Origin of the sequence: Pseudomonas putida, assembly GCF_016406145.1 — a bacterium.
GTDB classification, from domain to species: Bacteria; Pseudomonadota; Gammaproteobacteria; order Pseudomonadales; family Pseudomonadaceae; genus Aquipseudomonas; species Aquipseudomonas putida_E.
The window spans coordinates 4,746,587-4,766,858 of record NZ_CP066306.1 but is presented as its reverse complement, the minus strand read 5'-3'; the positions used below and the strand labels follow the sequence as shown (position 1 = coordinate 4,766,858).

The window sequence follows — 20,272 nt, the reverse complement described above, 5'->3', positions numbered from 1 at the left end:
GCTGCAAGAATGAGCGGACGCTGATACATGTCGCTTTTTCTTGTGGCTTGGAGCTTGTAGCTTATAGCTCTCCGTCCCCCAGGAAAGAGGGCTCCATGATCCGCAGCAAACTGCCGAACGTCGGCACGACCATCTTCACCACCATGTCCCAGCTCGCCGTGCAGACCGGCGCGCTCAACCTTTCCCAGGGTTTCCCCGACTTCAATGGCCCGCAGGCTTTGCTCGATGCGGTTGGCCGCCATGTGTCCGCCGGGCATAACCAGTATGCGCCGATGACCGGCTTGCCGGCCTTGCGCCAGCAGGTGGCGGCCAAGGTCGAGCGCCTGTATGGGACCAAGGTCGATGCCGATCAGGAAGTGACTATCACCCCGGGCGCCACCGAGGCGATCTTCTGTGCCATCCAGGCGGTGATCCACGCGGGCGACGAGGTGATAGTCTTCGACCCCTGTTACGACAGTTATGAGCCCTCCGTGGCGCTTGCCGGCGGTCGCTGCGTGCACGTTCAACTCAGTGATGGCGACTTCCGTATCGACTGGCAGAAGTTCAGCGATGCCCTGAGCCCGCGCACGCGCATGGTCATCCTCAATTCGCCGCACAACCCCAGTGGCGCGCTGATCACGGCTGAAGACCTGGACCAGCTGGCACGCCTGATCGCTGATCGCGATATCTACCTGGTCAGCGACGAAGTGTATGAACACCTGGTCTACGATGGCGTACGTCATGCCAGCGTTCTGGCCCATTCAGAGCTGTACCGCCGGGCGTTCGTGGTCAGTTCGTTCGGCAAGACCTACCACGTGACCGGCTGGAAGACCGGTTACGTGATCGCGCCACCTGCCTTGAGCGCGGAGCTGCGCAAAGTGCATCAGTACGTCAATTTCTGCGGAGTCACACCGCTGCAGTGTGCACTCGCTGACTTCATGGCCGAACACCCTCAGCATGTCGACGAACTGCCAGGTTTCTATCAGGCCAAGCGCGACCTGTTCTGCGACCTGCTCAAAGGTTCGCGCTTGAGCTTTACCCGCACGGCCGGCACCTATTTCCAACTGGTGGACTATTCGCAGATCCGGCCAGACCTGAACGACGTCGAAATGGCCCTTTGGCTCACCCGTGAGCACGGCGTGGCGACAATTCCGGTGTCGGTGTTCTACCAGCAACCCATCCCCGAGCAACGCCTGGTACGCCTGTGCTTTGCCAAACGTGAGGAGACGCTGCGTCAGGCAGCGGAGAAACTATGCGCGATCTGAGTGCACTGCCCAACCTGAAAATCGCCCTTGTGCAAACGACCCTGGCCTGGCACGACCGCGAGGCCAATTACGCGCATTTCGAGGTGTTGCTCGACCAGGCTGGAGATGCCGACCTGGTGATACTCCCCGAGATGTTCACCACTGGTTTTTCCATGGAATCGGAAAGCTTGGCCGAGCCCGAGAACGGCCCGACCTACAAGTGGCTCAAGGCTCAGGCCAAGCGCATCAACGCAGTGGTTACCGGCAGCGTGATCATCCAGGCCGCCGATGGCAGCCACCGCAACCGCTTGCTGTGGGCGCGCCCGGACGGTGAGATTCTGCACTACGACAAACGGCACCTGTTCCGCATGGCCGGTGAGCACAAGCATTACACCCCGGGTGAGCGTCAGGTGCAGTTCGAGATCAAGGGCTGGCGGGTACGCCCGCTGATCTGCTATGACCTGCGTTTCCCGGTGTGGAGCCGCGATGCGCAGGATACCGACCTGCTGCTGTACACCGCGAACTGGCCGGCTGCGCGCCGCCAGCACTGGAACCGGCTGCTGCCGGCGCGGGGCATCGAAAACCTGTGTTTCGTGGCGGCGGTGAACCGGGTGGGCACCGATGGCAAGGGTTTCGCGTATTCGGGCGACAGCCAGGTGCTGGATTTCCAGGGTGAAAGCCTGCTCAGCGCGGGCGAGGCAGACGGGGTGTTTACGGTCGTGCTGAGGGCGGTGGAGCTTGCCAACTACCGCACCCGCTTCCCGGCCAACCTGGATGCCGATACCTTCGAGCTGCACTGAGCCAGCACCGGCCCCCGGTAGGAGCGGCCTTGTGTCGCGAAAGGGTCGCAGAGCGGCCCCAGCAATTGTTGCATCAATGCCGAAACATCGAGGGCCGCTTCGCGGCCCGTTCGCGACACAAGGCCGCTCCTACAGCGGCCAGTTGTGTCAGTTCAATCCCTGATCAGTAAACATCCCGCCGATAACGCCCGTCTTCGATCAACTGCTCGACCATTTCTTCACCCAGCATGCCCTTGAGTGCCACATCAACACCGGCCGCCATCCCTTGCAGGCTGCCGCAGACATACACATAAGCGCCATCGGCAACCCAGCGCTTGAACTCTTCAGCCTGCTGCAGCAACACATCCTGCACATACACCTTCTCTGCCTGATCCCTCGAAAACGCGAGGTCCAGGCGTGCCAGGTCGCCGCGCTCCAGCCAGCCTTGCAGCTCATCGCCACACAGCATGTCATGCGCGCGGTTACGCTCGCCGAACAGCAACCAGTTGCGCTGCTCGCCGGCATTGATCCGCGCCCGCAGCAGGCTGCGCAGGCCAGCAAGGCCAGTGCCGTTGCCGATCAGGATCATCGGCGCGGCGCTTTCGGGCAGATGGAAGCCACTGTTGCGCCGCAGACGCAGGTTAAGGGTGCCATCGACTGGCAGGTACTCGGTCAGCCAGCCAGAACCCAGGCCAAGGTTGCCGTCGGGGTGACGCTCCTGGCGCACGATCAGCTCCAGCACGCCATCGCTGGCGATTGAGGCGATGGAGTATTCACGGCTGCCGATCGGTACCAGCGCATCGACCAGCGCTTGTGGCTGCAAGCCTATCAAGTGGTCCCGGCGGGTTGGTAGCTGGCGGCCTGCCAGAGCCTGGCCGAGGGTCTCGTTCAGGCCCTGAAGCTGCACAGTGGCGTTGGCGTCGACGGCCATGCCGCTGAGGAATGCATCCACGCGTGGCTGGCCATTGAGCGGCAGAACTTCTACCAGGTCACCGGCCTCCCAGCTAGCGGGCTCTTCAGAGCGCAGGCCGATCAGGTATACCGGTTGTCCTTGACTACCTGGATTGAGCAGATCGCGGCTTACCAGGTTCCAGTTGCCAAAACTTGGCGGTTGCCAGGCAGCCACGGGTTGAGCGCCGGTCAGCTGCGCCAGCTCCTGTTGCCATTGCTGCAGGGCCGCCGGGTCGGCGTTGTCCACTTCCACCGGGCTGAATGCCATGCTGGCGCCGCGCTCGCCGAGCCATGCCTGCAGGCGCCGGGCAAAGCCGCAGAAATGCGGATACTGGCGATCACCGAGCGCCAGCACGGCATAGCTGAGGCCGTTCAGGGCCCACGGCTGGCCCAGCACCTTGCGCTCGAAAGCGCGGGCGCTGTCAGGCGCCTCGCCGTCACCGAACGTGCTGACCACGAACAGCGCACGGCGCGTCTGGTGCAGGTCCTCTTCGCCAAGATCGGCAAGCGCACGTACTTGCACCGGCAAGCCTGCGGCCTGCAGCTGCCTGGCGCTTTGCCAGGCCAGTTGTTCGGCAAAACCGCTCTGGCTGGCAAAGCCGATCAGCCAGCTGTCGCCGTTGCTGGTGGCGCTGTCGACGCTGCCACGCGCGGCGCGGATCTGACGCTTTTTGCGCCGGCGGTCGAGGTACAGCAGCCAGCCGGTGACGAAGAACAGCGGCATGGTCAGGCTCGCGAGGGTGACGATGATCCGCCCCGGCAGGCCGAAGTATTCACCCACGTGCAACGCATAAACACTTTGCAGCAGCTGTGCCTTGAAGGACTTGTCGGTGTAGCGGTCATGGTTTTTCACCTGGCCGGTGGCCGGATCCAGGGTCAGGGTATTGAAGGCGCGTGGGTGCGCGGCGCTGTCGAGCAGGTAGAACAGGCTGGCGGGCTGGCCGCCAGCAGGCGGCAGACGCAGGTTGTACATGGCAAGGCCTGGCCCGGCGGCGTTCTTGAGGTTGGCCCAGATGGCGTCGTAGTCGACCACCAGCGGCGGCGCGTTCTTGTCCATTTTCTGCGGCCCATGGCGGCCACGGCCTTCGCCGCGCTTGTGCTGCTGTCCTGCGGCAGGCGCGTCGGCCAGTAACTTGTTCAGGCCTTCGCGGTACCACTCGTAGGACCAGAACAGGCCGGTCAGCGCGAACAGAAGGTAGAACAGCAGGCACCAGGTGCCGGCAACGGCATGCAGGTCCCAATTGAAGGCGCGGCCTTTTTTTGCCCAGTCGAAGGTCAGCCAGGTGCGCCAGTTCAGGGCTTTGCGCGGCCAGCGCAGGTACAGACCGGAGAGGCAGAAAAATACCAGCATGAGGGTGCAGGCGCCCGTGATCTGCCGGCCAGTGTCACCCATGGCCAAGAACCGGTGCAGGGTGAGCATCAGTTTGAAGAAGTCTTGCCCGGCGGCCTGGCCCTTGAGCTCACCGGTATAGGGGTCGGCGTAACGCAGCTCACCGCGACGCTCGCCCGGCGGGGGTGTGAAGAAGACCCGTGCGGCGTTGCCTTCGCGCACATCGACCCACAGCATCGACACTTTGTCGCCTTGGGCGGCCTCGACCCGGCGCACCAGTTCAGCCGGAGGCAGTACGCCCTGGGCGCGTACCTCGACTTTCAAGACATCGGCGTTGAAGGCACGCAGCAATTCTTCCTGGAACGAATAGAGCGCTCCGGTAATGCCCATCAAGGCCAGCACCAGGCCGGCGGTGATGCCAAAGAACCAGTGTAATTGGAACAGCGTCTTCTTCACCACATCGTTCACCTTGTGTTGCTGCCGCGCCCTGCGCGGGGTGCATTATGCCTTGATACGCAAAAGCCCCGCTCACTGGAATGAACGGGGCTCCGGGTTGCTGCTTTAGAAGTGGACGCTGGTGGTCAGCAATGCAGTCCTGCCCGCCGCCTGGTTGGCGAAGTGGGTGGAAAACGCCTTGTCGTAATACACCTCGTTGGTGAGGTTCTGCACATTCAGTTGCAGGTCGACGTTCTTGGTCAGCTTGTAGGCGGCCATGGCGTCGTAACGTACATAGCTGTCGACCATGGTGGTGTTGGCCACGTTGCCGTAGACGTCATCCACATAGAAGGCGCCACCGCCGACCGTCAGCTTCGGGGTGATCGAGTACGTGGTCCACAGGCTGGCGCTGTTGTTCGGCGTGTTCGGCAACTGGTTGCCGTCGTTGGCCTTGCCCAACGGGCCGCCGTCGATCTGGCGGGCTTGCAGGTAGGTGTAGCCGGCGAACACCTGCCACTTGTCGGTGAGCTTGCCGCTGGCCGACAGCTCGATGCCTTGCACGCGGGTTTCGCCGACGTTTTCGTAGGTGGTGGTGTCCACCTGCACACGGGCGTTTTCCTTTTCGGTGCGGAACAGCGCGGCGGCCAGGGACAGGCGCTCGTCGAGCAGGTCCCACTTGGTGCCGATTTCGTAGTTGGTGGTTTCTTCCGGCTCCATGTCGCTGGCCAGGATGTTGCCACCACGGTCGGTGGTGCCCGACAGCGGGTTGCCTTCGGTACCTTCGCCGAGCATCGCCCCGGGCGGGGTGGCGGAAGTGGCATAGGACACGTAGATGCTACCGTTCTCGGCCGGTTTCCAGACCAGGCCCAATTGGCCGGTGAAGAACTCGCTGGTGTCGCGGCCTTTGGTCGGGACGCCGTTCTTGTTCACCACGGTCGCGCCCGAGGCATCGTAAGTGCGGAACTTGGTATCGAAGTGGTCATAACGCAGGCCCATGTTCAGCAGCCACTCAGGCGTCAGCTCCAGAGTGTCGAAGGCGTAGATTGCGCGGGTCTTGCTGCTGGTCTTTGTGCCAGCGTAGTTGCGCGAGATCGTGCCATCCCAGGCATCGTCGGGGTTCGGGTCGCTCAGCGAAGTACAGCTGCCACCATTGCCCGGGCCGGTGCAGGTGAGCTTGCTGTTTGGCGACACCGTGTAGCTCTGGCGGTCCGAGTCTTCCTTGCTGAACTCGACCCCGGTGGAGAAGCTGTTCTTGAAACCGCCCACGAAGAACTCACCGAACAGGTCGGTCTGGTTGGTGGTGGTGGCAGTGTTGCCCACACGGGTATTGGCACGACGCCATACGCCGTTGTTGTTCACGTTGCCCGCGCTGTCGTCCGGCTGGGTCAGGATGTAGTCCTGCATGCTGTTGCCATGACGCAGGGTGTTCTTGATGGTCAACGAGTCGCTCAGGTCGTGTTCCACGGCGATAGTAGCGATGTCCACACGGGTCTTGCGGAAGTCGCGACCGGTCAGGCCGTAGAAGTTGTCGCTGTCGCCGCCGTCGATCGGCTTGCTTGGGTGCGCCGAGGTGCGCGCGCTGCTGCCACCGGTAGGGATGCTGTACGGGATGCCCGAATCCGGCAGGTCGTCGCTTTCCAGGTGGTAGTAGTCAAGGTTGACGCGGGTTGGCGTGCCCAGGCCGAAGGCCAGGGATGGGGCGATACCCCAGCGGTCATAGTTGACCTTGTCCCGGCCGGCAACGTTGCTCTCATGGGTCATCAGGTTGAGACGGCCGGCAGCGGTGTCGCTGAACTGGTAGTTGCCGTCAAAGGTGTAGCGCTGGGTCTGGTCGCTGCCCCAGGTCCAGGCACCGTCCAGCGAGTTGCCCAGGTGTGCACGCTTGCTCACCAGGTTGATGGTGCCGCCTGCCGCGCCGCGGCCACCGATGGCCGAGTTGGGGCCTTTGGCCACTTCCACCGATTCGATGGCGAAGATTTCACGGGTCTGCGCACCGGTATCACGTACACCGTCCAGGTAGGTGTCACCCTGGGCGTCAAAACCACGAATGAACGGGCGGTCGCCTTGCGGGTTGCCGCCTTCGCCTGCGCCAAAGGTGATGCCTGGCACAGTGCGCAGGGCATCCTGCAGGCTCAGGGCGTTGGTGTCCTTGATGACTTGCTGGGGTATTACGGTAACCGAGCGTGGGGTGTCCACCAACGGCGCGGTGTACTTCTGCGAGGAGGCCTTTTCGACCTTGTAATCGGTGCTGGCCTGTTCAGCCTTGCCATTGACGCTGGTGGCATCCAGGGTGATGGCGCTGCTGGTAGCCGGATCGGCGGCGTAGACGGACGAAGCGCTCAGAGCGACGCCGATGGCAGACACGATCAGGCGTGGAGAGCTCACTGCAGATGGCACGTATTGACGCATTGTTATGGACCTTCCCCAAGGTGTGAAGGCCGCGGATCATAATGCAAGTGATTGCAGGTCACAATTGAGATTCGTTACCATTCACTGCGAACTTACAATCTTTACAAATTCTCTTTACGGTTTAATCAAGCTGAAACGTCTCGGGTGAAGAAAGGACTTGTACGGCGTAAAAGGGAATCAATATCATTGCCGCCTTTACACTCTCAACGGTGCCGCCGCCATGCTGCTTCATATCCCCGGCCTGTTCGACGCCGACGAGCTTGCCCGCATTCGCGAGGCACTGGAGCAGGCCGATTGGGCCGATGGCAAGGCCACGGCCGGCTATCAGTCGGCCAAGGCCAAGCACAACTTGCAGCTGCCAGAAGGTCACGCGCTGGCGAAGGAAATCGGTAGCGCGCTGATCGACCGCCTGTGGAAAAACCCACGGTTCATGTCGGCGGCCCTGCCGCACAAAGTCTTTCCGCCACTGATCAACTGCTACCGCGAGGGTGGCAACTTCGGCTTCCACATCGACAATGCCTTGCGCCAGCCAAAAGGCAGCCCGGAGCGAGTGCGCACCGACCTGTCCTCGACGCTTTTCCTGAGTGATCCGGACAGCTATGACGGGGGCGAACTGGTGATCCAGGACACTTATGGCGAGCAGCAGGTCAAGCTGGCTGCCGGTGACCTGGTGCTGTACCCGGGCACCAGCCTGCACAAGGTCAATCCGGTGACGCGCGGCGTGCGTTATGCGGCGTTCTTCTGGACCCAGAGCCTGGTACGTGAGGACAGCCAGCGGGCGTTGCTGTTCGAGATGGACAATGCCATCCAGCAACTCACCGCCGATGTGCCCGAGCATCCCTCGTTGCTGCAATTGACCGGCACCTACCATAACCTGCTGCGCCGCTGGGCAGAGGTCTGAGCCGTGTCCTATCAGTTGCGCCGTGAAGAAGTGGTGGATGTCGCAGGCCTCAAGGCCATGCTCGAAGGCAGTCCGGGCAAGGCCGCCCAGGCGATTCTCGCGGCGGCAGGGCAGGGCGTGATCGAGGCGCAGTTGCTGCTCGGGCAGATCCTGCTAGACGGCCGTGGCATCGAAGCGGATGCCGGATTGGCCCGGCGCTGGTTCGGCATTGCCGCCCAGGGTGGCAGCGCCATGGCGCACAACATGCTCGGGCGTTGCCTGGAGCATGGTTGGGGCGGTGAGGTGAGTGTGGCGCAGGCTGCGGTTCACTATGCCCGTGCGGCCGACGCCGGGTTGGATTGGGGCCTGTATAACCTGGGCAACCTGCTGGCTACCGGGCGTGGGGTACCGGCCAATCAGGCGCAGGCATTGATGTGCTACGAGAAGGCTGCGCAGCTGGGGCATGCCAAGTCGATGAACCTGTATGGGCGTTACCTGGAGCAGGGTATCGCTACGGCGCCCAGCCCGGCGCGGGCAGTGCGCTGGTACAGGCGTGCCGCCGAAGCGGGGGATTTTCGTGGGATGTTCAGCCTGGCGCTGGTGCTGGTAGAGCGTGGGCAGATGGCCGAGGCCGGGCAGTGGCTGGAGCAGGCGCGGGTTGAGGGGAACATGAATTTCCTGCGCAGTGCTTTGGCGACCTTGCAGGGAGCGGGGCCAGGGTTGATGGCCTTTGCGGCGCGGTATGCCGCAGAGATAGAACAGCGCGAAGCGTGATGGTGTCGGTACTGGCCTTATCGTCGGCAAGCCGGCTCCTATAGGTATTGCACAAGGCTTGAGGCCTGTGGAGCTCTATGTGGGCCGGGTTGCCGGCTATGGGGCCAACCCAGGCACAAATGAAAACGGGGCCTTTCGGCCCCGTTCTGCATTACAGGTAGTAGGCCTTCAGCGGCGGGAAGCCGTTGAATTCCACCGCGCTGTAGCTGGTGGTGTAGGCACCGGTCGACAGCCAGTAGAGGCGGTCACCGATCGCCAGGTTCAGCGGCAGGCCGTACTTGTAGTGCTCGTACATGATGTCGGCGCTGTCGCAGGTCGGGCCGGCGATGACCACTTCTTCCATCTCGCCTTTCTTTTCGGTCCAGATCGGGAACTTGATGGACTCGTCCATGGTTTCGATCAGGCCGGAGAATTTGCCCACGTCGGTGTATACCCAGCGCTCGACGGCGGTGCGCGACTTGCGCGCAACCAGCACTACTTCGCTGACCAGGATACCGGCGTTGGCGATCAGCGAACGGCCTGGCTCAAGGATGATTTCCGGCAGGTCGTCGCCGAAGTCTTCCTTCAGGAAGCGGATGATCTCTTCAGCGTAGGTTTCCAGGCTGTTGGTGCGGGTGATGTAGTTGGCCGGGAAACCGCCACCCATGTTGATCAGCTTCAGCTCGATGCCGTCTTCTTCCTTAAGACGCTCGAAGATCACCTTGACCTTGGCGATGGCGGCGTCCCACACGCTGATGTCGCGCTGTTGCGAACCCACGTGGAAGGAAATGCCGTATGGCACCAGGCCCAGATCGCGGGCCAGGATCAGCAGGTCCATGGCCATGTCGGTCTGGCAGCCGAACTTGCGCGACAGTGGCCAGTCGGCAGTGGTGGAGCCTTCGGTGAGGATGCGTACGTAGACCTTGGAGCCCGGCGCGGCCTTGGCGATGTTGCGCAGGTCGGCTTCCGAGTCGGTGGCGTACAGGCGCACACCTTTTTCAAAGAAGTAACGGATGTCCTTGGACTTCTTGATGGTGTTGCCGTAGCTGATACGGTCGGCGCTGACGCCACGGCCCATCACCTTGTCCAGCTCATAGATCGAGGCGATGTCGAAGCTCGAGCCTTTCTCTTTGAGCAGGTCGATGATCTCGACCGCCGGGTTGGCCTTGACCGCGTAGTAGACCTTGGCGAACTCGAAACCGGCGCGCAGGTCGTCGTAGGCCTGGCTGATCATCTGGGTATCGATGAGTACGAACGGGGTTTCCTGCTTGTCGGCGAACGCCTTCATTTTCTGGAAGGTGTCACGCGCGAAATAGTCTTCGACCTGGATCGACATGCTCAGGGACTCCATGGGCAAACTGAAAAGATAAGTGGCTGCAAACTGAACGTCCTCCGTATCCCCACTTTGGTTCGCCTACTCAGTACTTGAGCCGGATGGATCGTTTCCAGCATGGACGTTCGGCGCGCACTTTAGGGCGTGAAGAATGCAAGATCAACAGGTAATCCGGGCGTGTCGGCCCAGGAACGGCGCGTTGTCACTTGAATAACCGACTCGTGTGACCGGCAGATGTTCCCCGCGCGTTGGCAGGCGTAAAAAATTGTGGAATAGACCGTTTCGGGCCCGTCACGGGCAAGCCCGCTCCCACAGGGATAGTGCGGTTTCTATAGAGGCGTTCTTACCCGCGAGAAAGGCGAAGGTGTTCATATTTATGGCCACGTTCATTGGCAGTGCAGTGCCTGAAATCACTCATAAATTTTTTGTTACCGACTGGCGGATTTGCTGTGCTTTATGAGAAATATTACTATTCGCGCCATTATCTGGCCCCTTGCTGACGACCCCGACCGTGTCCGGACACAAAGGCTTCCTCGACCATTACCAAGAGCTGATCGGCACCTGGACGCGCAAGCTGCGCAGTCGTCAGCAGGCCGAGGACCTCACCCATGACGCCTTCATACGGGTTCTGGAAAACCCGCGCGAGCAGGTCGAGCAGCCACGTGCCTACCTTCACCAGACCGCCCGCAACATTGCGGTGGACGGTTTTCGCCGCGAAGACCGGCGCCAGGCGCTCGAGCTTGAAGCCTTTGATGAAGGGGCCGGCGGCACGGACGACCCCGAGGCGTATGTACATGCCCTGGAACTGGCCGCCAGCGTCGAGCGGGCGCTGGCCGAGCTGCCGCTCAATTGCCGACGTGTGTTCATCTGGCAGAAGCTCGAGGGGCTGACCCAGGCCGAGATCGCCGAGCGCATGGGTTTGACCAAGAATATGGTCGAAAAGTATATGATCCGCACGCTCCGGCATTTGCGTGAGCACCTGGATGTGTCGGCAAGATGAGTCAGGAGACCTTGTCTATGAAACAGCACGGCACCGATACCGTCCGCCAGCAGGCTGCCGAGTGGTTCGCACGCGTGCAGGATGCACCGGACGATGCCGTGCTCCAGGCACAGCTGCGTGCCTGGCTGGAGGCTGATCCGCAACACCGCGAGGAGTATGAGCATCTTGTCAGCCTGTGGCGGGCCGCCGACTGCATACCGCGCCAGCGCCTCGATGCGCTGTGCCAACCTGAGCCGGTGCAGCAGTTGCCACGGCGGCGTTTCCTGCGCCAGGCACTGGCGGCCGGTGTGGCGGTAGTTGCCCTGGGGCTGGGCTTCAGTGGCTGGCATTACCAACGCCTCAATCATCAGGCGCAATTGCAGACCGCCTTTGCCGAGCGCCGTCAGATCTTACTGCCGGACGGATCACAGCTGGAACTCAACGGCGCTACGCAGTTGCAGGTCGACTACAGCCCGGGGCGGCGGCAAATTCGGCTTGATGCCGGCGAAGCGATGTTCATTGTCGCCCACGACAGCAACCGGCCGTTCGTGGTCGATACCGCACAGGGCAGTGTGACCGTCACCGGTACCCGCTTCGATGTGCGGCTCGACCCTGGCGCCACCCGTGTGGCAGTGGAGCAGGGCTCGGTAAGCGTGCGGGGCAAGGATGCTTCGCTGGCGCAACTGACGGCGGGCCTGGGCATACAGATAGATGCACAAGGCAAGCTTGCTGCGCCCTATGCGGTCAACGCCGCTGCGCTGACGGCGTGGCGCCAGGGCAAGCTGGTCTTTGACAACGCCACCCTGGCTGAAGTGGTTGCCGAAGCCTCGCGCTATCGCACAGAGCCATTGCGCGTTGCCCCCGGCAAGGTGGCGCAGATGCGCCTGTCCAGCACCTTCAGCATCGATGATACCGATGCACTGCTGCGCGCCTTGCCGAGCATCCTGCCGGTGGCGATCAAAACCCGTGAAGACGGCTCTCGCGAAATAATCGCGAAATAGATTCAGGTTTTTTTCGGCTCGTTCGTCTTCCTCGCCAGCTGCAACTGCCAAGCATTTCCATTTGCATGCAGTTGGCGTTTATCCCGAACTTCAGGATGTCTTGACGACGTGAACAACAATAAACCTTTGCCGCGCTTGCGCGTTATGGCGCTGGCCCTGGCGGTCAGTGCCGTGGCCGTCAACAGCCACGCCGAACAGGGCGACACCACCATCCAGATCCAGGCTCAACCTTTGGCTTCGGCGCTCAGCCAATTGGGCCAGCAAACCCACCTGCAGCTGTTCTACAGCCCTGAGCTTGTGGCCGGCAAGCAGGCCCCGGCGGTGTCCGGTAAGCTGGCGCCGGTGCAGGCCCTGCAACAGTTGTTGCAGGGCAGCGGGCTGACCTTCGAAATGTCCCAGGATACCGTGGTGGTAAAGCCGCTGCCGACCACCCTCGACCTGGGCAGCGGTAGCCTGGAACTGGCGCCCACCGATATCAACGTGGTTGGTGACTGGCTGGGTGATGCCGATCAGGCCGTTGTGCAGAATCACCCCGGTGCGCGCACCGTGGTGCGCCGTGAGGCCATGGTGGAAAAGGGCACGATGAACGTGCGCGACGCACTGCGTGGCATCCCGGGCGTGCAAGTGCAGGACTCCAACGGCACAGGTGGCAGCGACCTGTCGCTCAACGTAGGTGTACGCGGCCTGACGTCGCGCCTGTCGCCTCGCTCTACGGTGCTGATCGATGGCATCCCGGCCGCTTTCGCTCCTTACGGTCAGCCGCAGCTGTCCATGGCGCCGATCTCCTCGGGCAACCTCGACAGCATCGATGTGGTGCGTGGTGCCGGTTCGGTGCGCTATGGCCCGCAGAACGTCGGTGGGGTGATCAACTTCGTCACCCGGGCGATCCCGCAGCAGGCTTCGGCGGAGCTTTCCACCACCCTGGAGACCTCGCAGTACGGCGGTTGGAAGCACACCGAGTCGGCCTTCGTCGGCGGCACTGCCGACAACGGCATGGGTGTGGCGCTGCTGTACACCGGGGTGAACGGCAACGGCTACCGGCAGAGCAACAACGGCAATGACATCGACGACGTCATCCTCAAGACCCACTGGGCACCGACCGACGTTGACGAGTTCTGGCTCAACTTCCATTACTACGATGGCCGTGCCGACATGCCCGGTGGCCTGACCCAGGCCCAGTACGACAGCAATCCGTACCAGTCACTGCGTGATTACGATTACTTCGCCGGGCGTCGCAAGGACGTGTCGTTCAAATGGCAGCGCCAACTCGACGAGGCCACCCAGTTCGAAGTGCTGACGTACTACACCGACAGCTTCCGCGGCAGCACCATTGCCTCGCGTGACATGAAGACCCTGTCGTCCTACCCGCGCAATTACCACACCTTCGCCATCGAGCCGCGCGTTTCGCGGATCTTCTTCGCCGGCCCCACCACCCAGGAAGTCAGTGTCGGTTACCGCTACCTCAAAGAAGCCATGCGCGAACAGTCGACCCGCCTGGCGCTGATCGACAACGTTCCGACGCCTACCCCGACGTCCGACGGCCATGTATTCCAGGACCGCAGCGGCGGCACTGAGGCCAGTGCCTACTACATCGATGACAAGATCGACGTCGGCAACTGGACCATCACCCCGGGTGTGCGCTTCGAGCACATCAATACTGACTGGCGCGACCGCCCGGTGCTGGGTGCCAACAACCGCCCGGTGGCTGAGAAGAAACGCAGCATCACCAGCAATGAACCGCTACCTGCGCTGAGCGTCATGTATCACATCTCCGATGCCTGGAAGGTGTTTGCCAACTACGAAACGTCGTTCGGCAGCCTGCAGTACTTCCAGCTGGGCCAAGGCGGTACCGGTAACAGCACGGCTAACGGCCTGGAGCCGGAAAAGGCCAAGACCTACGAGCTGGGTACGCGCTATGACAATGGTGCTTTCGCCGGGGAGCTGACGGCCTTCTACATCGACTTCGACGACGAGCTGCAATACATCAGCAACGACGTGGGCTGGACCAACCTGGGTGCAACCAAGCACCAGGGTATCGAGGCGTCGGTACGCTACGACCTGGCCGGGTTGGACCGGCGTCTGGAAGGGCTGTCGGTGAATGGTGGCTACACCTACACCCGCGCGACTTATGAAGGGGAGATTCCCGGCTTCAAGGGGCGCGATCTACCGTTCTACTCACGCCAAGTGGCCACCGCCGGCCTGCGCTACGCGGTCAACCACTGGACCTGGAACCTGGACGCCTACGCCCAATCCAAGCAGCGCGCGCCGGGTACGGGGATCAATGCCGACGGGAGCTTCAATGGCGACTACATCACCGAGCCGAGCGCTGACGGGCAGTATGGCGACATTCCGGGGTATGTGACCTGGCATGCGCGTGGTGGCTATGAGTTCGGACCGAAGATGGCCAATTTGAAGCTGGCGGCGGGGGTGAAGAACCTCTTCGACAAGCAGTATTTCACCCGCTCCAGCGACAACAATGCCGGCATTTATGTGGGTGAGCCGCGGACCTTCTATGTGCAGGCCAGCGTGGGGTTCTGATAGCAGCAGTGCCTCAATCGCAGGCAAGCCGGCTTCCACATTGACAGCAGCGCTGCCGAACCCTGTGGGAGCCGGCTTGCCGGCGATGGGAGCGCGAAGCGCTCCCTTTGATCAGGAAACCACCGCCTCAGCCGGTGAGACGATGCTGGTCTTGGCCCCGCGCGATCTCCCCGAGCTCAGGTAAGCCGCGATCGACTCCTGCGTCACCTCGCCCAGGAACACCTGTTCGGCATCGAGCACCGGCAACCAGGCGCGGTTGAACTCGTACATCCGCGACAGCAGGATGCGCAGATGCTCATCGTGGGAAGCCGTTGCATTGAACTGGCGCAGGAAATCCGCGCAAGTGCCTTGCTGGCGGTGCATGTCGCGCCGGCGTACATACCCCAGCGCCTTGTTCTGTGCATCGGTGACCACCACATAGCGGCGGTCGTGCTCGTCCAGCAGCTCCAGCGCATCGCTCACGGGCGTTTCTGGGCTTACCGACGGGGCGTTGTCCGCCGCATCTTCGGCGCGCACCAGCAACAGGCGTTTCAAGGTGCTGTCCTGGCCCACGAAGTTGCTGACGAAGTCATCCACCGGGTGCGCCAGCAAGGTGTCCGGGTGGTCCAGTTGCAGCAACTTGCCGGCGCGGAAAATGGCAATCTTGTCGGCCAGCTTGATCGCTTCGTCGATGTCGTGGCTGACCATGATCACGGTCTTGTTCAGCGCCCGCTGCATTTCGAAAAACTCGTTCTGGATCATCTCGCGGTTGATCGGGTCGACTGCGCCGAACGGCTCGTCCATCAACAGCACCGGCGCGTCTGCAGCCAGCGCACGGATCACCCCGATGCGCTGTTGCTGGCCACCGGACAGTTCACGCGGGTAGCGTTGCAGGTACTGCTTGGGCTCGAGCTTGATCATGTGCATCAGCTCACGGGCGCGGTCGTGGCACTTTTGCTTGTCCCAGCCGAGCAGGCGCGGGACCACGGTGATGTTCTCCTCGATGGTCATGTTGGGGAACAGGCCGATCTGCTGGATCACATAGCCGATATGGCGGCGCAAGGTCACTTCGTCCAGGCCGCTGGTGTCTTCGCCATTGATGAACACCTGGCCGGAGGTTGGCGTGATCAGGCGGTTGATCATCTTCAGCGTGGTGCTCTTGCCACAGCCCGATGGGCCGAGAAACACGCAGATTTCGCCTTCGTTGACGGTCAGGCTGACCGAATCGACGGCTTTGACGTCCTTGCCGTTGACGTTGAAGGTTTTGCTGAGGTTCTTGAGTTCGATCATGAGCGCAGTCCTTCTGGAGTCAGGGCACGTTGCAGGGTTTGCAGGAGCAGGTCGGCGATGATTGCCAGCAGGCTGACCAGTACGGCGCCGACCAGCAGCATCGACATGTCGCTGCGGCTGATGGAGGTGAGGATGAGCACGCCCAGGCCACCGGCACCGATGGTCGCGGCGATGGTCATCACGCCGATGTTCATCACCACGGCAGTGCGCACGCCGGCGAGGATGACGGGGACGGCAATGGGTAGCTCGACCATGCGCAGGCGCTGGCCGAAGGTCATGCCGATACCGCGCGCGGCTTCACGGATGCCAGGCTCGACGTTGGTCAGGGCGAGGTAGGTGTTGCGCAGGATGGGCAGCAGTGAATAAAGAAACACCGCAGTGATCGCAGGCAATGGCCCCAGGCCCTGGCCGAACTTGGAGTAGAACGGCAGCAGCAGGCCGAACAGGGCAATCGACGGGATGGTCAGCAGCACTGTGGCGCTGGCTTGCAGCGGCCCGGCCACCACCGGGAAGCGGGTCATCAGGATGCCCAGCGGCACGCCGACCAGGATTGCCAGGCCGACGGCAATGCCGACCAGCATGATGTGCTGCCAGGTCAGTTGCAGCACCAAGGCCCAGTCGAGGTGGGCGAAGGTATCGAGCAGGCTCATGGCTGCACCTCCTTGAGTGGATGCTCACGCAGGAATGCTGCGGCCACGGCAGTCGGGCTCTGGTGCTCGACGTCGACCTTGGCATTGAGCTGGCGCATGGTCTCGTCATCGAGCTGCTCGGCCAGTGGCTTGAGCAGGGCGACCAGTTGCGGGTTGGCGTCGAGCACGGCCTTGCGCACCACTGGGGCCGCGGTGTAGTCGGGGAAGTAGTGCTTGTCGTCTTCCAGCAGCTTGAGGTTGAACGCACTCAGGCGGCCGTCAGTGGTGTACACCAGGCCGGCGAACACCTGGTTGTTGTGCATGGCGGTGTAGACCAGGCCGGCGTCCATCTGCCTGATGTTGGCTCGGCCGACTTGCAGGTCGTACATCTCCTTCAGGCCTACCAGGCCGTCCGGGCGGTTGGCGAACTCGGTGTCCAGGGCTACCAGGTGGTTGCGCTGGCGCTCGTCGCGCAGCACTTGGTTGAGGTCACTGATCGTGTTGATCTGTGGGTAGGCCTCGGCGACCTGTTTGGGCAGGCCCAGGGCGTAGGTGTTGCTGAACTTGGTCGGGGTCAGCCAGATCAGGTCCTTCTTGGCGTCCAGCGCCTTGACCTTGGCGTAGGTGGCTTCGGCGCTGGGCATGCGCTCTTCGATGTGGTTGTACGACACCAGCGACACGCCGGTGTATTCCCACATCAAGTCCAACTGGCCGGTCTCCTGGGCCTGGCGGGCGAGACTGCTGCCAAGGCCGGAGGTGACGCGCACATCGAAGCCATTGGCGCGCAGGTATTGGGCGGTGATTTCGGCGAGTACGGTCTGTTCGGTGAACACCCGTGCGCCGATGCGCACCAGGGGTTTTTCCGCCGCCTGGGCAAAGCCTGCGAACAGCAGGGCCGCGCCCAGCAGCAAGGCGATTCTCTTCTTCATACGTTCCCTCTTTTTATTGGGCCAGGCCACGTTCCAGCCAGCGCTTGCTGGAGAAACTCACCGCGGCATCCAGCGCCAGTGCCAGCAACGCCGTGCAGGCCGCGCCAAGCAGCAGCTGTGGCTGGTTGTTCAGGGCAATGCCGGGGAAGATCAGGCTGCCCAGGCTGTTGGCACCGATCAGGAACGCCAGGGGCGCAGTGCCCACGTTCAGCGCCAGGGCCACGCGCACACCGCCGACTATGATCGGCACGGCATTGGGCAGTTCCACCTGCCACAGTTGCTGGCGCGGGGTCATGCCGATGCCGGTGGCGGCTTCCTTGAGCGAGGCGGGGACGTTTTTCAGGCCTTCGTAGGTGTTGCGCACGATGGGCAGAAGGGAGGCGAGGAACAGCGCGAAGATCGCGGGCCCGGCGCCGATGCCCAGGATACTGAGGGCGATGGCCAGAACGGCCAGGGGGGGAATGGTGTTGCCAACGTTGAAGAACTGCATGAAGCGCTCGGCTTTGTCGACCCGGTGCGGTCGACTCAACGCAATGCCGGCGGGGATGCCCACGGCCAACGCCGCCGCCATCGAAGCCAGCACCAGTACCAGGTGCGCTTGCAGGTAGAACCCAAGATCGTCGCGGTAACGCGCGATCGTGTCGATGCCGATCCAGTGAACCAGCAGGGCCAGGATGACGAGCACGGCGGCCCATCCCAACAGCCCTTTTCCGTAGCGTGTAGCCACAGGCGGACTCCTTGTGTTGTCGGCGAGCACACTCTTTTTATGGCCGGCCATGGCTGGCGGCGAGTGGTGTGTTCGCGATTAGCAGCGTGAAGCAACCGAAGGCTGCGATCAGGCCATGAGCCGAACCCCGTCGGGCCCGAAAATGCTGATGAAACCAGTCCCCAAGCGAAGCGGGTTGCAGGGGAGTGGACGTCTCCGAGGGCGTAAAGGTTCCCATCTGCAGCGGCATTTGGCCAGTGTTAATCACTGGTTTGAGGGAAAATTGGCCAGAGAAAACAGTGGCTTAATGCGTTGAAGGCGTTGAAATAACTGGCCTGTGGCCATTTGTTAGTTCAGGCCGCTTCGTGGGCACGCCCGTGAGGTAGCTGATGACTTGGGCTTTGGTCGAATGCCCAACTTCAGGTATGATATCGCCCCTTTTTGAATCCCCCAGTCAGGCGATTTCCCATGACCAACCAGGCCGCCGAAGTCGCGAAGCGCCGCACTTTCGCAATCATTTCCCACCCCGACGCCGGTAAGACCACCATCACCGAGAAACTCCTGCTGATGGGCAAGGCCATTGCCGTCGCCGGTACCGTGAAGTCGCGCAAGTCCGACCGCCACGCCACCTCCGACTGGATGGAAATGGAGAAGCAGCGCGGTATTTCCATCACCACCTCGGTGATGCAGTTCCCGTACCGCGAGCACATGATCAACCTGCTCGACACCCCCGGCCACGAAGACTTCTCGGAAGATACCTATCGCACCCTGACTGCAGTGGACTCGGCGCTGATGGTGCTCGACGGCGGTAAAGGTGTAGAGCCGCGGACCATTGCCCTGATGGACGTCTGCCGCCTGCGCGACACGCCCATCGTCAGCTTCATCAACAAACTCGACCGTGACATCCGCGACCCGATCGAACTGCTCGACGAGATCGAAGCGGTACTGAAGATCAAGGCCGCGCCGATCACCTGGCCGATCGGTTGCTATCGCGACTTCAAGGGTGTGTACCACCTTGCCGGCGACTACATCATTGTCTACACCCCGGGCCACGGCCATGAGCGTACCGAGGCGAAGATCATCGAGAAACTCGACTCTGATGAAGCCCGTGCCCACCTGGGTGACGAGTATGACCGCTTCCTCGAGCAGCTCGAGTTGGTGCAGGGCGCCTGCCATGAGTTCGATCAGGACGAGTTCATCAATGGCCAGCTGACGCCGGTATTCTTCGGTACCGCACTTGGCAACTTCGGTGTCGACCATGTGCTTGACGCCGTTGTCGACTGGGCGCCGCGCCCGCTGGCCCGTGTAGCCCACGAGCGTACCGTGGAGCCGGTTGAAGAGAAGTTCACCGGCTTCGTGTTCAAGATCCAGGCGAACATGGACCCGAAACACCGCGACCGTATCGCCTTCATGCGCATTTGCTCGGGCAAGTACGAGAAGGGCATGAAGATGCGCCACGTGCGTACCGGCAAGGATCTGCGCATCGGTGACGCGCTGACCTTCTTCTCGTCCGAGCGCGAGCAGCTCGAAGAAGCCTACGCTGGCGACATCATCGGCTTGCACAACCATGGCACCATCCAGATCGGCGACACCTTCACCGAAGGCGAGGCGCTCGGCTTCACCGGCATCCCGCACTTCGCCCCGGAACTGTTCCGCCGCGTGCGCCTGAAGGACCCGCTCAAGTCCAAGCAGCTGCGCCAGGGCCTGCAGCAGCTGGCCGAAGAGGGCGCGACCCAGGTGTTCTTCCCAGAACGCAGCAACGACATCATCCTTGGTGCGGTCGGTGTGCTGCAGTTCGACGTGGTCGCCAGCCGCCTGAAGGAAGAGTACAAGGTCGAGTGCGCCTACGAGCCGATCACCGTGTGGTCGGCACGCTGGATCAGCTGCGACGACAAGAAGAAGCTCGAAGACTTCCAGGTCAAGGCCATGGAAAACCTGGCCATCGACGGTGGCGGTCACCTGACCTACCTGGCCCCGACCCGGGTCAACCTGTCGCTGATGGAAGAGCGCTGGCCGGACGTCAAGTTCCGCGCTACTCGCGAGCATCACTGATCCTGGGAGGGCTATGCCCTCCTTTCGCGACACAAGGCCGCTCCTACAGAAGCTCACCTACTCCTGCAGGAGCGGC

Annotated in this window: 15 protein-coding genes; 8 read left to right on the top strand and 7 right to left on the bottom strand. The window is 62.2% G+C overall.

What is annotated here, in order from left to right; all coding sequences use genetic code 11:
* The first annotated feature begins 95 nt into the window (after window positions 1-95).
* Window positions 96-1,244 (top strand): pyridoxal phosphate-dependent aminotransferase, encoded by a 1,149-nt coding sequence (locus JET17_RS21960; protein ID WP_012316131.1) that lies wholly within the window; start codon window positions 96-98, stop codon window positions 1,242-1,244.
* A complete protein-coding gene (locus JET17_RS21955) occupies window positions 1,232-2,023 on the top strand; it encodes an amidohydrolase (RefSeq protein ID WP_012316130.1) in 792 nt (263 codons plus the stop codon). Before JET17_RS21960 ends, JET17_RS21955 begins: the two co-directional genes overlap by 13 nt.
* Before the next feature lie 163 nt (window positions 2,024-2,186).
* Here the strand turns inward: JET17_RS21955 and JET17_RS21950 are convergent, their stop codons facing one another.
* Together JET17_RS21950 and JET17_RS21945 are read right to left on the bottom strand one after the other, a co-directional pair.
* A complete protein-coding gene (locus JET17_RS21950) occupies window positions 2,187-4,742 on the bottom strand; it encodes a PepSY domain-containing protein (RefSeq protein ID WP_012316129.1) in 2,556 nt (851 codons plus the stop codon).
* A 102-nt stretch (window positions 4,743-4,844) separates the two neighbouring features.
* A complete protein-coding gene (locus JET17_RS21945; protein WP_012316128.1) occupies window positions 4,845-7,127 on the bottom strand; it encodes a TonB-dependent receptor in 2,283 nt (760 codons plus the stop codon).
* A 220-nt stretch (window positions 7,128-7,347) separates the two neighbouring features.
* Between JET17_RS21945 and JET17_RS21940 the strand changes: the two genes are divergently transcribed.
* Both JET17_RS21940 and JET17_RS21935 read left to right on the top strand, forming a co-directional pair.
* Entirely contained in the window at window positions 7,348-8,028 is a 681-nt protein-coding gene (locus JET17_RS21940) for a Fe2+-dependent dioxygenase (protein WP_012316127.1), read from the top strand.
* A gap of 3 nt (window positions 8,029-8,031) precedes the next feature.
* The gene (locus tag JET17_RS21935) at window positions 8,032-8,781 is read left to right on the top strand and encodes a tetratricopeptide repeat protein (RefSeq protein WP_012316126.1); all 750 of its coding nucleotides are present in this window, start codon (window positions 8,032-8,034) and stop codon (window positions 8,779-8,781) included.
* A 151-nt stretch (window positions 8,782-8,932) separates the two neighbouring features.
* Here the strand turns inward: JET17_RS21935 and JET17_RS21930 are convergent, their stop codons facing one another.
* On the bottom strand, window positions 8,933-10,096 hold the full coding sequence (locus tag JET17_RS21930; protein WP_012316125.1) for a type III PLP-dependent enzyme: 1,164 nt from the start codon (window positions 10,094-10,096) through the stop codon (window positions 8,933-8,935).
* A gap of 508 nt (window positions 10,097-10,604) precedes the next feature.
* Here JET17_RS21930 and JET17_RS21925 point away from each other — a divergent pair.
* From JET17_RS21925 to JET17_RS21915, 3 genes are all read left to right on the top strand, one after another.
* Window positions 10,605-11,093 carry a sigma-70 family RNA polymerase sigma factor gene (locus tag JET17_RS21925; RefSeq protein WP_012316124.1) on the top strand — a complete coding sequence of 163 codons (489 nt, stop codon included), beginning with the start codon at window positions 10,605-10,607 and terminating at the stop codon, window positions 11,091-11,093.
* 17 nt (window positions 11,094-11,110) lie between these two features.
* Window positions 11,111-12,073, top strand: coding sequence for a FecR family protein (locus JET17_RS21920; protein ID WP_012316123.1), 963 nt, complete (start codon window positions 11,111-11,113; stop codon window positions 12,071-12,073).
* Between the two features lie 108 nt (window positions 12,074-12,181).
* Complete coding sequence (locus JET17_RS21915) at window positions 12,182-14,611, top strand: TonB-dependent siderophore receptor (RefSeq protein WP_012316122.1); 2,430 nt, start codon at window positions 12,182-12,184, stop codon at window positions 14,609-14,611.
* Between the two features lie 111 nt (window positions 14,612-14,722).
* On the opposite strand, the gene JET17_RS21910 is transcribed toward JET17_RS21915, so the two are convergent.
* The 4 genes from JET17_RS21910 to JET17_RS21895 are packed head-to-tail and all read right to left on the bottom strand — an operon-like array spanning window position 14,723 to window position 18,165.
* Complete coding sequence (locus JET17_RS21910) at window positions 14,723-15,880, bottom strand: betaine/proline/choline family ABC transporter ATP-binding protein (RefSeq protein ID WP_012316121.1); 1,158 nt, start codon at window positions 15,878-15,880, stop codon at window positions 14,723-14,725.
* Window positions 15,877-16,530 carry an ABC transporter permease gene (locus tag JET17_RS21905; RefSeq protein WP_012316120.1) on the bottom strand — a complete coding sequence of 218 codons (654 nt, stop codon included), beginning with the start codon at window positions 16,528-16,530 and terminating at the stop codon, window positions 15,877-15,879. Before JET17_RS21905 ends, JET17_RS21910 begins: the two co-directional genes overlap by 4 nt.
* Complete coding sequence (locus tag JET17_RS21900; protein WP_012316119.1) at window positions 16,527-17,438, bottom strand: glycine betaine ABC transporter substrate-binding protein; 912 nt, start codon at window positions 17,436-17,438, stop codon at window positions 16,527-16,529. Before JET17_RS21900 ends, JET17_RS21905 begins: the two co-directional genes overlap by 4 nt.
* 13 nt (window positions 17,439-17,451) lie before the next feature.
* Window positions 17,452-18,165 carry an ABC transporter permease gene (locus JET17_RS21895; RefSeq protein WP_012316118.1) on the bottom strand — a complete coding sequence of 238 codons (714 nt, stop codon included), beginning with the start codon at window positions 18,163-18,165 and terminating at the stop codon, window positions 17,452-17,454.
* A 447-nt stretch (window positions 18,166-18,612) separates the two neighbouring features.
* Between JET17_RS21895 and JET17_RS21890 the strand changes: the two genes are divergently transcribed.
* A complete protein-coding gene (locus JET17_RS21890; protein WP_012316117.1) occupies window positions 18,613-20,196 on the top strand; it encodes a peptide chain release factor 3 in 1,584 nt (527 codons plus the stop codon).
* Window positions 20,197-20,272: the final 76 nt, after the last annotated feature.